The organism is Mesorhizobium sp. SARCC-RB16n, assembly GCF_008520305.1.
GTDB lineage: Bacteria > Pseudomonadota > Alphaproteobacteria > Rhizobiales > Rhizobiaceae > Mesorhizobium.
This window is the reverse complement of record NZ_ML703283.1, coordinates 96,477-110,327: the sequence shown is the minus strand read 5'-3', so window position 1 is coordinate 110,327 and position 13,851 is coordinate 96,477. Positions and strand designations below refer to the sequence as shown.

Below are 13,851 nucleotides of genomic sequence, written 5' to 3'. Positions count from 1 at the left end.
CCAGAGCTCACTGGCAGATCGAGAACGGGCTGCAATGACGACTATCTCATCAATGCCATCACTCATATGCGATAGCCCTGGTATAGTGACGGGGAGAAAGATGCCATTTTCAACGATTTCGCCAATTACTAGCGGTGCGTGAATCGCGGCGAGGTTGCCACAGCCCCTTCTCCCCGTTCTACGGGGAGAAGGGGCCGGCAGGCAGATGAGGGGCGGCGCCGACATCGACGGGGTTGGGCGACCGTTCAGGCCGCCAGCAACGCCTTCAGCTTGACTTCGGGCGATCCCAGCGCCTCCGGCGCCGGCTTGGCACGCTTGCCGATCAGCATTTCGGCCAGCCTTATGTCACGCGCCGCTGCATTGCCCGGGCCGATGCCGCTGGCCGCCACCAGCCTGCCGTCTTCGGCCAGGTGGAAGAGGATGAAGGCGCCGTCACCGAGATCGCGGCGCACGGTGCCGCGGCCTTCGTCTGATAATCCCGCGATCTGCAGGGAGAGGCCATACTGATCCGACCAGAACCACGGCACCGCCGCATGCGCCTCGCCCGCGCCCAGCATGTTCTTCGCGGCCAGCGCGCCTTGCTCCTGTGCATTGCGCCAGGCTTCCAACCGCACGCGGCGGCCGCCATAGACCGCAAGCGGGAACGAGCAGCAATCGCCGGCGGCAAAGATGTCGGAGTCGCTGCTGCGCAGTTCGGCGTCGACTGCGATGCCGTTTTCAATGGTCAGGCCGGCTTCGGCGGCGAGTCCGGTCATCGGCACGGCGCCGATGCCGATGACGGCGAGGTCGGCTGATATTTCGCGCCCGCCGGCAAGCGTCACCCGCACCTCCTTGCCGTCGTCGGCGATGGAAGCGATGCCTTCGCCGCACACTATGTCGACGCCCTCGGCGACATGCGTCTCATGGATGATTTCGGCGATCTCGGCCGGAACGCCACGCATCAGAATTCGCGGCTGTGCTTCGATGACGGTCACCGAAGCGCCAAGCTTGCGCGCGGCCGCGGCAAGCTCGAGGCCGATGAAGCCGCCGCCAATGACGGCGATGCGGTTGCCGGCGCTGAGATGGGCGCGGATGGCCAGCGCGTCGGCGAAGGTCCTGAGATAGACGCAGCGCGCGCCAAGACCAGGCATCGGCAGCTTGCGCGGCGTCGAGCCGGTGGCCAGCAGCAGCTTGTCGTAGGGCAGCACCGAACCGTCCGACAGGCGCACCGTGTGCGCCGCGCGATCGATCGCCAGGGCCTGGACGGAATGGATATGCCGGATCGATTTTTCGGCCAAGGCCTCGTCGCTGGCGATCGCCTTGATTGCGGGCGCGTCACTGGCCATCGCCTCCTTGGACAAAGGTGGCCTCTCATAGGGCAGATGCGGCTCGTCGCCGACCAGCGTGACCGGCCCGTCATAGCCGAGATCGCGCAAGGCAAGTGCCGCCCGCCCGCCGCATTCCCCGGCCCCGATGATCACCATGCCCCGTGCCATGCCGGTCATCCGATCTGAACGAGGACTTTGCCGGCGTCGACCTTGACCGGATAGGTCCTCAGGTTGACGCAGACCGGCGCGCCCCTGGCCGCGCCGGTCTTGTAATTGAAGCGGCCATTGTGCTTGGGGCATTCGATGATGTCGTCCATCACCAGCCCGTCGGCGAGATGCACCTTCTCATGCGTGCAAAGTCCGTCGGTGGCGAAATAGTCGTCGTCCGGGCTGCGATAGATGGCGAAGGTGCGCCCGCCATGATCGAAGCGCATCACGTCCTCTTCATCGATGTCACCGGCGGTGCAGGCCTCGACCCAATCGCTCATTCAGTCCTCCCTGCAGTCGTTTGATGTCATTCCGCCGCCGCGGCGACGGTATCGTTGTGGAATTCCTCGCGGTACGGCCTGGCGGTCGGCGGCAGCTCGCGCTTGAGGAAATAATCCTCGTTGCGCAGCTGGCGGCGGAAGGCCGGGATCATCTCGCGATAGCCGGCCAGGATCGATCGCGTCGGCGCCGGCAAATCATGCTTGATCAGCGCATGCAGCCTGGGCAGCGCATGGTAGGGTACCATCGGGAACATGTGATGTTCGACATGGTAGTTCATGTTCCAGTAGATGAAGCGGCTGATCGGGTTCATGTAGACGGTGCGGCTGTTGAGCCGATGGTCGGTGACGTTGTCGGCCAGGCCGCCATGCTGCAGCAGGCCGACCATGACATGATGCCAGGCGCCGTAGAGCCTAGGCAGGCCGACCAGCATCAAGGGCAGGAACGACCCGGTGTAGAGTGCCAGCGCGATGGTCGCGGCATAGATCGCGGTCCAGATGCGGGCAACACGGATCGCTTTGGGCTGCTCCTGTTCGGGAATGAAGGTCTTCTCGGCCGCGCTGATGTTGCCGGCGGCGTTGCGCAGCATATCGCTCATCGCGTGCCAGGCGTCGAGCACGCCGACAAAACCGAGGACGAGGCGCACCAGGTCCGGCGGCCGCATGACCGAGATCTCAGGATCGCGGCCGACGATGATGGTGTCGGTGTGATGGCGCGTATGGCTCCAGCGCCAGGTCACCGGATTGCGCATGATCATGAAGCAGGCGATCTGATAGACCGCATCATTCATCCATTGCGTGCGGAACGCCGTGCCGTGGCCGCATTCGTGCCAGCGTGAATCGGTCGATGAGCCGTAGAGCACCCCATAAGCGAAGAAGAACGGCACGCACCACCAGCTGCCCCAGAACCAGGCAGCGCCGGCGCCGCTGATGACGAGGGCGGCGAGCCAGATCGCGGTGTCGCGGATCGCCGGGCCATCGGAGCGCTGCATCAGCTCTTTCATCTGCTTGCGAGGGATATCGGTGTGATACCACTCGGCCGCCGACAGGCCGTTCTCGACGGCAAGCCGGGCGTCGCGGCCGATCAGGCTGTAGTCACGCCGGGACGGCGTTGCGGTCATGATTGCCTCCCAAGGCAGCGCATTCGCCATGCGAATGCCGATCGCCAACTGGCTCCATGCTCAGAAATAACGCCCAGCCATGATAGACTCAACATCACAAAGATAGTTTCTATCATTTTCTATCAAAGTGATGTATCGATGTCAGGCAATCGAACGAGGGCGATCATGGCGAAACGGCCGACCATAACTGATCTGGCGCGCGTTTCAGGCATCAGCGTTGCCACGGTGGACCGCGTGCTCAACAATCGCTTGCCGGTGCGCGAGGAAACCGCGCGCCGCGTCTACGAGACCGCGACCGAGATCGGCTATCACGCGGCCGGCCTGATCAAGCAGAGGCTGCGTCACGAGCTGCCGGAATACCGGCTCGGCTTCCTGCTTCTGAGAGGCAATGATGTCTTCTACACGGAGTTCGCGCGGCAGCTCGAACTCGCTGTGTCGCAATCGCAGCGCTTCCGTGGCGTCGCGATCATCGACTTCGCCAGTTCGCTGACGCCGGACGAAATCGTCGAGCGCACGCGCAAGCTGGCGGCCAAATGCAGGGCCGTCGCCCTGGTCGGGCCGGATCACCCGGCGCTGACGGTCACCGTGGAAGAGATGAAGGCCAGGGGTTTGCCGGTCTTTTCCCTGCTGTCCGACTTCGCGGCCGGCATTCGCGAGGGCTATGTCGGCCTCGACAACCGCAAGGTCGGCCGCACCGCGGCCTGGATGATCTCGAAAGCGGCGAAGCGGCCGGGCAAGGTCGCGCTCTTCGTCGGCAGCCACCGCTTCCACGGCCACGAACTGCGCGAGATCGGTTTCCGCTCTTTCTTCCGCGAACAGGCCCCGGACTTCACCTTGCTGGAAACGCTGGTCAATCTCGAAGCCAACCAGATCACGCAGGACACGCTGCTCGACCTGCTCGGCCGCCACCCGGACCTGGTCGGCTGCTACGTCGCGGGCGGCGGCATGGAAGGCGCGGTCGCGGCGCTGAGGCAGGCCAAGCCGGCCGAGATGCCGGCGGTCGTCTGCAACGAGATATCGGCGGTCTCGCGGTCCGCCCTGGCGGACGGGGTGCTGACCATGGTGATCTCCACGCCGCTGGCGGCATTATGCCGCGAACTGCTCGATCTCATGGCGCACGCTATCGAGACGGGGGCAGCCAACGCACCCGGCCAGACCTTCCTGCCATTCGACATCTACCTGCCCGAGAACATCTAAATTAGCGAGCCTGGGCGTTTCAGGCGCATCGCGCCTGACGGCGCATCCAAATTGACGCATAAACGATCGCTAATATATACACGCCTAATGGATGGGAATGGGTTTGGCTACATCGCCTTTGGGAGCGACGAGCTCTATGCGCGTGGGGCGCTCTTCAGCGCGCTTCGCCTGCTTCACTATTGCCCGGATGCCAGGGTTATGGTCCTGACCGACAGGCCCTCCATTTTCGACGGCTATCCCATCGAAACGATCGATCTCACGGCCAAGAGACAGGCGGAGATGTCCTTCGGCAATCGATACATGTTTGGCATCAAGGCCGCAGGCATCGTCGATCTGCTGCAGCGTTGCGAGCGCCTGTTCTTCATGGATACGGACATGTATCCGACCGGCGACATATCGCGATGTTTCAACAGAATTTCAGCCCTGTCCTCCATAATGTGGCGGTGCGAAGGGCGCCCAAAGGCCCCTTATCGCGCGCTCGAGGGCAAGGGCCTCTCAATTGGAGGTCACATCCTGACGGGAGACGAGACGATGTGGGCGAGCGGCGTCCTTGGCGTTCATCATGATAACATCCCGGCGCTGGAGCGAGCGTACGCGGCCAGCGAGAAAGTCAGTGAAATCGTGCGTTTGCACACCCCGGAACAATTCTGTACCGGGATCGCGCTATCACAGGATGGACGAACGATCAGCCGACACCGGCTGCCGATCGGCAATTACAACACCAGGGGAAAGAAGCTTCACGCCGGAAAGCGAATTGGAGCTTTCTTCGATCTCAACGGCAAGCTCTGTGTCGAACAGCAGGTGAGGCAGGCGGCGGGATACAGGGTCTGGAGAGCGCCGCTCGATCTCCTGCAGCAAAGAGACATCTGGCATTTCTGAACGCAACGCCATCGCCTGTCGACGGCATCAAAGAAATGGATCCGCGCGGACCCGGCGCGCGAACTTCGTCGGCGGCGGGCATGCGCCTGCCTGCTTCGTGCCGACAAGGCAGCGGCATCCGCCTTGCATCATCGCACCGCGTCGACGCGTCCGCCAAAATCGCACGTCCGGTTTTGGAATCGCCCTTGACGCCTCCCGACGAAATGGAATAAATATTTCACCAGTCATGCATTTTGGTTCTTTCGTTCCGGAACATCTGTTTCAAACAGAGGCTTTGCCGTTCCAGCAAACGGCAGGCGCCACCCCGGGGAGGGAAGACAATCGGGAGAGATTCCCCAGGCAGATCGGGGATTCCGGAGAGATCGGTGCAACCGGACACCAAAAGTGGAGGAGAAATACAATGAAGAAACTGCTTTTGGGCGTCGCCTTCGCGGCGCTGATGAGTTCATCGGCCATGGCCGCCAAGATCGGCGTCTCGATGGCCAAGTTCGACGACAATTTCCTCACCGTGCTGCGCAACGGCATGATTGCGCAGGCCAAGGGCATGAGTGGCGTCGAACTGCAGGTCGAGGACGCGCAGAACGATGTCGCCAAGCAACTCGACCAGATCAAGAACTTCGCCGCGTCGGGCGTCGACGCGATCATCGTCAACCCGGTCGACACCTCGGCCACGCAGGCGATGTCGGATGCGGCCGCCGCGGCCAAGATCCCGCTGGTCTACGTCAACCGCCAGCCGGTCAATGTCGACACGCTGCCGGCCAACCAGGCCTTCGTCGCTTCCAACGAGGCCGATTCCGGCACGCTCGAGACCAAGGAAGTCTGCCGCCTGTTCAAGGAAGCCGGCAAGAAGGAAGCCAATGTCTATGTGATCATGGGCGAGCTCTCCAATCAGGCGGCCGTGCAGCGCACCAAGGACATCGACGATGTGATCGCCACGCCGGACTGCAGCTTCATCAAGATCATCGACAAGCAGACGTCGAATTGGGATCGTGACCAGGCCCAGAACCTGATGACCAACTGGCTGTCGACCGGCAAGAAGTTCGACGGCGTCATCGCCAACAATGACGAAAGCGCCATCGGCGCCATCCAGGCGATGAAGGCCGCAAACATCGACATGAAGTCGGTTGTCGTCGGCGGCGTCGACGCCACACAGGACGCGCTTGCCGCCATGCAGGCGGGCGACCTTGACGTAACCGTGTTTCAGGACGCGGCCGGCCAGGGCGCCGGTGCGCTGGATGCGGCGCTCAAGCTCGCCAAGGGCGAGAAGGTCGAGCACAAGGTCTATGTGCCCTTCCAACTGGTAACCCCGGCAAATATCGACAAGTTCCTGAAGAAGAACTGAGCCGCGGACATATGGGCGGCGCTCTCGCGCAGCGGCAGCGTCGCCCCTCTCCCTAGCGCCGAAAAGGCGCGAGGAAGGGCCGCGGCTGACGGAGGATAGAAGATTGGCACAGACATCTCACGGCGTCGGCGGGGTCAGCTATGACTCCAAGAAGCGCACATGGCCGGCCGAATTCAACGTCTTCCTGGCGCTCGTCATCCTCGTCGTCATCTTCGAACTGATCGGCCGCGTCTTCCTCGGCGACAGCTTCCTGTTCAACACCCGCAGCGACGTCTCCGGCATTTTCAACGAGGCGCGCCTGCAGATCATCATACTGCAGGTGTCGATTGTCGGCATCATCGCCATCGGCGTCACGCAGGTGATCATCACGGGCGGCATCGATCTGTCCTCGGGTTCGATCGTCGGCGCGACCGCCATGATCGCCATGAGCTTCGCCCAGGTCGCGACCGTCAACGGCAACCCCAATCCAAAGGCGATGTTCCTGGCGCAGGGCTGGACCGACCTGCCGGTCGTCGTGCCGGTGCTGGTGGCGATCGGCTGCGGCCTGCTGGCCGGCCTGGTCAACGGCGCCCTGATTGCCTACACGCGCATTCCGCCGTTCATCGCCACGCTCGGCATGATGGTGACCGCGCGCGGCATCGCCAAATGGTGGTCCAAGGGCCAGCCGATCTCGTTCCCGACAGACAGTTTCGCCGCGATCGGCAAGGGCCTGATGCCCGTCATCATCTTCTTATCGCTGGCCATACTGTTCCAGCTGATCATGACCTACACGCGATATGGCAAGCACTGCTACGCGATCGGCTCCAACGAGGATGCCGCGCGCATGTCCGGCATCAAGATCGCCAACCACAAGATCCTCGTCTATGTCATCGCCGGCATTCTCGCCGCGCTCGCCGCCGTGGTGCTCTCCTCCAAGAACCTCACCGCCCAGGCAGGCATGGGCGTGATGTACGAACTCGATGCCATCGCCATGGCGGTCATCGGCGGCGTCTCGCTGTCGGGCGGCCGTGGCTCCATCATCGGCACGGTGATCGGTGCGCTGATCTTCGGCGTCATCATCTCCGGCTTCACCTTCCTGCGCCTCGACGCCTACTACCAGGAGATGGTCAAGGGCGTGATCATCGTCGGCGCGGTCGTTCTCGACCAGTGGCGCCAGCGCATGCGGGCATTGAGGGCTTGACCATGTCAGACATCGTCCTGAAAACCGAAAACCTGACCAAGCGCTATGGCGGCGTGCATGCGCTGGAAGGCGCCAACTTCGAGCTGCGCAAGGGCGAGCATGTCGCCATCATGGGCGACAACGGCGCCGGCAAGTCGACCTTCGTGCGTCAGATCACCGCCGTTGAGCAGCGGACCAGCGGTCAGGTCTGGTTCGATGGCAAGGAAGTGAATTTCGCCGGACCGATCGAGGCCCGCGAGGCGGGCATCGAGACGGTGTTCCAGAACCTGGCGCTGGCCGACGATCTCGACGTACCGTCGAACCTGTTCCTTGGCCGCGAAAAGGTGCTGTTCAATCTCGGGCCCTTCTCGATCCTCGACCGCAAATATATGCGCAAGGCAACCGAGGCGGCGCTGGTCCGCACGGCAGTGAAGATCCCTAATCTCTCGAACACCATCCGCCACATGTCGGGCGGCCAGCGGCAGTGCGTGGCGATCGCCAGGACCGCCACCTTCGCCTCCAAGCTGATCATCATGGACGAGCCGACGGCCGCACTCGGCGTGCAGGAGACCGCGCAGGTGGAAAACATCATCCGCACGCTGAAGGACAATGGCGAGCCGCTGATCCTGATCAGCCACAACATGCGCCAGGTGTTCGACCTTTGTGACCGCATCGTCGTGTTCCGGCGCGGCCGGATTGTCGCCAACCTGCGCAAGGAGAATACCGACGGGCAGGATATCGTGTCCTACATCACCGGCGCCAAGACCGGGGAGGCGGAACTCGCGGCCTAGGCGGGGCGGTTGCCCGGCTCCGGGACGATCCGCCGCGCCGAGAAAATGACCTTGCCACCTTTCCTCGACAGGAAGGTGCCGACACAACTCTCTCGAACCCATCCCCAGAGGAATATCCATGACTGTTCGCTTCGCCCTCCTTGGTGCCGGCCGCATCGGCAAGGTCCACGCCCGCGCCGTGGGTTCCAACCCCCAGGCAAAACTGGTTGCCGTTGCCGATGCCTTCGAGAAGGCGGCGAGCGAATTGGCTGTTGCCTACGGCGCCGAGGTGCGGAGCATCGACGCCATCGAGAAATCCAATGACATCGACGCCGTCGTCATCTGCACGCCGACCGATACCCATGCCGATTTGATCGAGCGTTTTGCCAAGGCCGGCAAGGCGATCTTCTGCGAGAAGCCGATCGACCTCGACGTCAAGCGGGTGGAGAAGTGCCTGGCCGTGGTCGACAAGGCCAAGGCGACGCTGATGGTCGGCTTCAACAGGCGCTTCGACCCGCATTTCGCCGCGGTCCGCAAGGCGATCGACGACGGCGCCATCGGCTCCGTCGAGATGGTCACCATCACTTCGCGCGATCCCGGCGCTCCGCCGATCGACTATATCAAGCGCTCGGGCGGCATTTTCCGTGACATGACCATCCACGACTTCGACATGGCGCGCTTTCTGCTCGGCGAGGAACCCGTCGCGGTCAGCGCGCATGCCTCGGTGCTGGTCGACAAGAAGATCGGCGAAGCCGGCGATTACGACTCGGTCAGCGTCATCCTTGAAACCGCATCCGGCAAGCAGGCCGTCATCTCCAATTCGCGCCGCGCCACCTATGGCTACGACCAGCGCATCGAGGTGCATGGCTCGAAAGGCATGGTTGCGGCTGAGAACCAGCGGCCGGTGTCGATCGAGGTCGCCAACGAGAAGGGCTACACGCGTCCGCCACTGCACGACTTCTTCATGACCCGCTATCTCGACGCCTACGCCCTTGAGATCGCCGCCTTCATCGCCGCTGCGACTTCCGGCAAGAAGGCGGCGCCGAGCGGCGCGGATGGCCTTGTCGCGCTGAAGCTGGCGGACGCCGCGCTGAAGTCGGCGACCACGGGCAAGACCGTCCGCTTGGACAAGTAAGAACGCAATCCGGACCCAAGGCACAGGGAGCAGAGCGATGAGCGCATCCGCCGATCGCAATTCGAACACACGCGCCATCGTCACTGGCGGCGCACAAGGCATAGGCTTCGCGGTGGCCGAAGCACTGGCCGACGAAGGCTGCCGGGCGCTGGCGCTCATCGGCCGCTCGCAGGAGAAGGGCGACAAGGCAGTCGCCCATTTCAAGAAATCAGGCGTCGACGCGATCTTCATCAGCGCCGACGTTTCGAAGGTTGCCGACTGCAAGCGCGCGATCGCCACCGCGCTCTCCCATTTCGGCACCATCAACGCGCTGGTCAATGCCGCCGCCACCTCGGCGCGCGGCTCGCTGGTCGAGACATCGGAAGAGCTCTTCGACCAGATCTTCGACACCAATGTGCGCGGCCCGTTTTTCCTGATGCAGGGCGTGGTGGCGCATCTGCTGGAGAAAAAGGCACCCGGCTCGATCGTCAACGTGCTGTCGATGTCGGCGCATACCGGCCAGTCTTTCCTGACGCCCTATTCGACCAGCAAGGGCGCGCTGATGACGCTGACCAAGAACGTCGCCAACGCCTATCGCTTCAACCGCATCCGCTGCAACGCCGTTCTGCCGGGCTGGATGGACACCGAAGGCGAGGACATCGTGCAGAAGAAATGGCACGATGCGCCCGACGACTGGCTGGCGAAGGCCGAGGCCGCGCAGCCGATGGGTCAGTTGGTCAAGCCGGACCAACTCGCGCGACTGATCAGCTACATGGTCAGCCCGCAATCGGGCGTCATGACCGGGTCGCTGGTCGACTACGACCAGAGCGTCGCCGGGTCGTCGCCGGAGTAGGTTCATGCGAGCAGTCTGCGTGGCGCACCTTGAACCTATCGTATGTCCGTCTTTGTGAAATCCTGACCGGTGTAGAGCAAAGCCAAATTATATGCCTTGCAACAGGCATAGGAAAAGCAATCGCCCATGTTGAGCTGCGCCGGCGAATTGACACCCTTGCCGTAGCTGCGTGCCGCTTCGACAGCGAGCCGCCCGACTTCGGCCGAAATGAGGACCTCGCCGATTCCCAAATCCTGTACGAAACGGTCAACGGCGGCATTCGCCTTTGTGATTGCCGCTGGTTCTATGGGTGAAGGCAGGGGGGTCTTTGAACGCGCCAAGGCCATTGCGGTCTCGAAACGAACGACCGCCGAAATGAAGAAAGGCCCGCCGTGGGCATCCATCCGGGCGGCGAGTTCTCCTGCCGTGGGCTCCGGGCGTAACAGAGCGACAACCGCCGACGCGTCAATGAACAAGCTCATAGCCCGCCTGAGAGCTCGTCCGAATAGGCCTTCATATCGAAGTCAGGATTGTCCGCTCCGATTTCGCCAGCCATTCTGACTGCCTCCGCCAAGCGTTCCGACACGGATTGGACACTGCGGGCGCGCTCGATTTCATGCGTCAGAGCGCGGCGAACCGCCTCGGCCTTACTCGGCGCCTTTGTGAGGCGCTGCACCTCAAGTACCAGCCGGTCGACTTCCCGGTCCTTCACGTAAAGCGGCATTGGAGCATATCCTTTTGGGTATATCCAACATATGCATTCTTACATATTTATACAAGATTGCCATCAGATGCGTGACATCCAACGCGACTTCAGCTATACGCCCACTCATGATCAACCTGACCGCCACGTATTGGTACTTTAGGAGCTCGCTGGCGGCGGGAGGATTGCGCTCGATCTGAAGATTGCAGCAACAAGGTCCGAACAGCCGCCAGACCTGGCGGCTTTTTTGTTTCAGCCGGCAGGTTCCCAAACATAGTTTTACGCAATTCCGGACGGAAAACCGCTACGCACTTTTCCTGGAATTGCTCTAACAGGAGCAGAAAGCCGTGTTGACCACCACAGACGACCTTCGGGTCAAGGAACTTAGACTGCTGAGCACGCCGGAAGAGGTGATGCGCGAGATACCGCGCTCACTGACGGCGACCCGCACCGTTGCCGCCTCGCGCAACGCCATCCATTCCATCCTGACCGGGGCCGACGATCGACTTGTTGTCATCGTCGGCCCTTGTTCCATCCACGATCCGGTCGCGGCCGTCGACTATGCCAGCCGTCTGGCGGCGCTGCGCGAGGCCCTGGCCGACCGGCTGGAGATCGTCATGCGGGTCTATTTCGAGAAACCGCGCACGACGGTCGGCTGGAAAGGCCTGATCAACGATCCCGACCTCGACGGCAGCTTCAACATCGACAAGGGGCTGCGGATGGCGCGCAACGTTCTTTCGGCCGTCAACAATCTCGGCCTGCCGGCGGCGACCGAATTCCTGGATATGACGACGCCGCAATACATTGCCGACCTCGTCGCCTGGGGCGCTATCGGCGCGCGCACGACCGAGAGCCAGATCCATCGCGAGCTGGCCTCGGGTCTCTCGTGCCCGGTCGGCTTCAAGAACGGCACAGACGGCAATCTCAGGATCGCCGGCGAGGCGGTGAAGTCGGCCGCCCAGCCGCACCATTTCATGGCTGTGACCAAGGGCGGACGCAGCGCGATTGCGGCGACGACCGGAAACGAGGATTGCCATGTCATCCTGCGCGGCGGCATCGCGCCGAACTATGACGCGGCAAGCGTCGAGGCCGCCTCCGTGGAACTCGCCCGCATCGGTATCGCACCCCGTCTGATGATCGACGTCAGCCATGCCAATTCGAGCAAGAAGCCCGAGAACCAGCCGAAGGTGGCGGCCGATGTCGCGGGCCAGGTGGCGGCGGGCGACGAGCGCATCATCGGCGTCATGATAGAGAGCAATCTCGTCGCCGGCCGGCAGGACGTCGTGCCCGGCAAGCCGCTGGTCTACGGCCAGAGCATCACCGACGGCTGCATCGACTGGGCGACCACCGAGACGGTGCTGCACGGCCTTGCCGGCGCTGTCGAATGGTGCCGCTCGGCGCGCCGCGCCATGCTGGACAGCCGGCAGGGCGCCGCCTGATACGACGACAATGCGGGAAGGGCGGCGCCAACGGGAACTACGCCGCCCTTAGCCCCTCCCATGCGGTGAAGACCGAGACCGCAAACAGCAGCAGCCCGGCCGCACGGCCGGCGAATGCAGTCGCCCGGGGATTGGCGATCAAAAGGCTGCGGCTGCGGCCGGCCGATATGGCGAGCCCGCCATAGATCGCGGCCTGTGTCAGCACGGTCAGCAGGCCCATGATTGTCGCCTGCATCCAGATCGGGCCGTAGTCCGCTCTCAGGAACTGTGGGTAGACGGCCAGGACGAAGAGATAGGCCTTCGGATTGATCAGACAGGTCACGAAACCCTGGCGAAACGCCTTCCAAGCGGAACGGCTGCCGGCAGGTCCGTCATGACCAACGGTGATGGAGCTGCGCATCAGCGTGATGCCGATATAGGCCATGTAGGCGGCGCCGGCGATCAGCAGCGGCTTGAACAGGATCGGCACGAAATGCATGAGCAGGCCGACGCCGACAGCGCCGTTCAGTGTGTGCACCATGCCGCCGACCATGATGCCGCCGGTCGCGGCAAGGCCCCTGTCGCGTCCACCGGTCAGCGCATTGGCAAGCACGAACAGCATGTCCATGCCTGGAACGGCGATGATGCCGAACAGGAGAAGAAAGAAAAGCCAGAGATTTTCCGCGTAGCTCATGTCAGTTGCCTGTCGCCTCTTGGCGGCGCATTGCCAAGGAGTTTGTTGATTTTCAAGTCGATAGGAGATCATATAGATCGACCCAACTGACGATGATGTGTCAGTTGTGATTCCAGTTGGTGAGAAAAATGCGCAAGGCCTCGCGCCTGTTCGAGATCATCCAGATCCTGCGGCTGGCAAGGCAGCCGGTGACGGCGGCAATGATTGCCGGGCAACTGGAAGTGACGATACGCTCGATCTACCGCGACATCGCGGCACTGCAGGCCATGCGTGTCCCGATCGAAGGCGGCCGTGGCATCGGCTACATACTGCGCCCCGGTTTCGAGTTGCCACCGCTGATGTTCTCGATCGAGGAGATGGAGGCGATCGTGCTGTCGCTGGCGCTGTTGGAGCGCACGGGAGACGACGAGCTCAAGCAGGCGGCCAAGCGCGTCGGCGCCAAGATCGCCGGCGCGGTGCCGCCGCCCTTGCGCCAGACACTCGACGCCAATGCGTTGCACGCCTGGGGCTTTGCCGCGCCCTCCGCCGGCGCGATTGACCTGGCGCTGGTGCGCCGCGCCATCCGCGACGAGGAAAAGCTCGATCTTTCCTACCGCGATGAACTCGGCCGGTCCACGACACGCCTGATCCGCCCGATCGCGCTGATCTATTACGCCGAGACCGCCAACATCGTCGCCTGGTGTGAGCTGCGCCAGGCGATCCGCAATTTCCGCAGCGACCGTATCGAGGATTGCCAGCCGACCGGCCTACACTTCAAGGGCGAAGGCGACCGCTTGCGGCAGGTCTGGGTCAATGGCTGGGAGACGAACGCGGCTGTCGGCGGCTGACTA

At 62.9% G+C, this 13,851-nt stretch carries 15 protein-coding genes; 9 read left to right on the top strand and 6 right to left on the bottom strand.

From position 1 onward, the window contains the following. Window positions 1–245: 245 nt before the first annotated feature. Genes C7I87_RS26370 through C7I87_RS26360 form a run of 3 tightly spaced genes read right to left on the bottom strand, consistent with a single transcriptional unit; the run spans window position 246 to window position 2,913 of the window. Window positions 246–1,484, bottom strand: a complete 1,239-nt coding sequence (locus C7I87_RS26370) for an NAD(P)/FAD-dependent oxidoreductase (RefSeq protein WP_188394000.1) — start codon at window positions 1,482–1,484, stop codon at window positions 246–248. Next, window positions 1,481–1,795 (bottom strand): MocE family 2Fe-2S type ferredoxin, encoded by a 315-nt coding sequence (locus C7I87_RS26365; RefSeq protein WP_149906966.1) that lies wholly within the window; start codon window positions 1,793–1,795, stop codon window positions 1,481–1,483. Before C7I87_RS26365 ends, C7I87_RS26370 begins: the two co-directional genes overlap by 4 nt. A 26-nt stretch (window positions 1,796–1,821) precedes the next feature. Further along, on the bottom strand, window positions 1,822–2,913 hold the full coding sequence (locus C7I87_RS26360) for a fatty acid desaturase family protein (protein WP_149906965.1): 1,092 nt from the start codon (window positions 2,911–2,913) through the stop codon (window positions 1,822–1,824). A gap of 165 nt (window positions 2,914–3,078) precedes the next feature. Between C7I87_RS26360 and C7I87_RS26355 the strand changes: the two genes are divergently transcribed. The 7 genes from C7I87_RS26355 (at window position 3,079) to C7I87_RS26325 (ending at window position 10,227) form a co-directional block, all read left to right on the top strand. Continuing rightward, window positions 3,079–4,110: a LacI family DNA-binding transcriptional regulator gene (locus tag C7I87_RS26355; RefSeq protein WP_149906964.1), complete on the top strand. Its 1,032-nt coding sequence runs from the start codon at window positions 3,079–3,081 to the stop codon at window positions 4,108–4,110. A 198-nt stretch (window positions 4,111–4,308) separates the two neighbouring features. Further along, the gene (locus tag C7I87_RS26350) at window positions 4,309–4,989 is read left to right on the top strand and encodes a hypothetical protein (RefSeq protein WP_246696414.1); all 681 of its coding nucleotides are present in this window, start codon (window positions 4,309–4,311) and stop codon (window positions 4,987–4,989) included. A gap of 400 nt (window positions 4,990–5,389) precedes the next feature. Beyond that, window positions 5,390–6,331: a sugar ABC transporter substrate-binding protein gene (locus C7I87_RS26345; protein WP_149906963.1), complete on the top strand. Its 942-nt coding sequence runs from the start codon at window positions 5,390–5,392 to the stop codon at window positions 6,329–6,331. A 103-nt stretch (window positions 6,332–6,434) separates the two neighbouring features. Continuing rightward, window positions 6,435–7,511, top strand: a complete 1,077-nt coding sequence (locus C7I87_RS26340; RefSeq protein ID WP_149906962.1) for an ABC transporter permease — start codon at window positions 6,435–6,437, stop codon at window positions 7,509–7,511. A gap of 2 nt (window positions 7,512–7,513) precedes the next feature. Next, window positions 7,514–8,281 carry an ATP-binding cassette domain-containing protein gene (locus C7I87_RS26335; RefSeq protein WP_023772158.1) on the top strand — a complete coding sequence of 256 codons (768 nt, stop codon included), beginning with the start codon at window positions 7,514–7,516 and terminating at the stop codon, window positions 8,279–8,281. 118 nt (window positions 8,282–8,399) lie between these two features. Further along, window positions 8,400–9,395, top strand: coding sequence for an inositol 2-dehydrogenase (gene iolG / locus C7I87_RS26330; protein ID WP_149906961.1), 996 nt, complete (start codon window positions 8,400–8,402; stop codon window positions 9,393–9,395). A 37-nt stretch (window positions 9,396–9,432) separates the two neighbouring features. Next, the gene (locus C7I87_RS26325; protein WP_149906960.1) at window positions 9,433–10,227 is read left to right on the top strand and encodes an SDR family oxidoreductase; all 795 of its coding nucleotides are present in this window, start codon (window positions 9,433–9,435) and stop codon (window positions 10,225–10,227) included. A 35-nt stretch (window positions 10,228–10,262) separates the two neighbouring features. Here the strand turns inward: C7I87_RS26325 and C7I87_RS26320 are convergent, their stop codons facing one another. Continuing rightward, window positions 10,263–10,688 carry a type II toxin-antitoxin system VapC family toxin gene (locus tag C7I87_RS26320; protein WP_246696413.1) on the bottom strand — a complete coding sequence of 142 codons (426 nt, stop codon included), beginning with the start codon at window positions 10,686–10,688 and terminating at the stop codon, window positions 10,263–10,265. Then, window positions 10,685–10,930: a type II toxin-antitoxin system VapB family antitoxin gene (locus C7I87_RS26315; RefSeq protein ID WP_027142415.1), complete on the bottom strand. Its 246-nt coding sequence runs from the start codon at window positions 10,928–10,930 to the stop codon at window positions 10,685–10,687. Before C7I87_RS26315 ends, C7I87_RS26320 begins: the two co-directional genes overlap by 4 nt. A 326-nt stretch (window positions 10,931–11,256) precedes the next feature. Here C7I87_RS26315 and C7I87_RS26310 point away from each other — a divergent pair, with 326 nt between their 5' ends. Continuing rightward, the gene (locus C7I87_RS26310; protein WP_149906959.1) at window positions 11,257–12,348 is read left to right on the top strand and encodes a 3-deoxy-7-phosphoheptulonate synthase; all 1,092 of its coding nucleotides are present in this window, start codon (window positions 11,257–11,259) and stop codon (window positions 12,346–12,348) included. A 37-nt stretch (window positions 12,349–12,385) separates the two neighbouring features. On the opposite strand, the gene C7I87_RS26305 is transcribed toward C7I87_RS26310, so the two are convergent. Further along, window positions 12,386–13,021, bottom strand: coding sequence for a LysE family translocator (locus C7I87_RS26305; RefSeq protein WP_149906958.1), 636 nt, complete (start codon window positions 13,019–13,021; stop codon window positions 12,386–12,388). 128 nt (window positions 13,022–13,149) lie between these two features. Here C7I87_RS26305 and C7I87_RS26300 point away from each other — a divergent pair, with 128 nt between their 5' ends. Continuing rightward, window positions 13,150–13,848 (top strand): helix-turn-helix transcriptional regulator, encoded by a 699-nt coding sequence (locus C7I87_RS26300; protein WP_149906957.1) that lies wholly within the window; start codon window positions 13,150–13,152, stop codon window positions 13,846–13,848. Window positions 13,849–13,851: the final 3 nt, after the last annotated feature.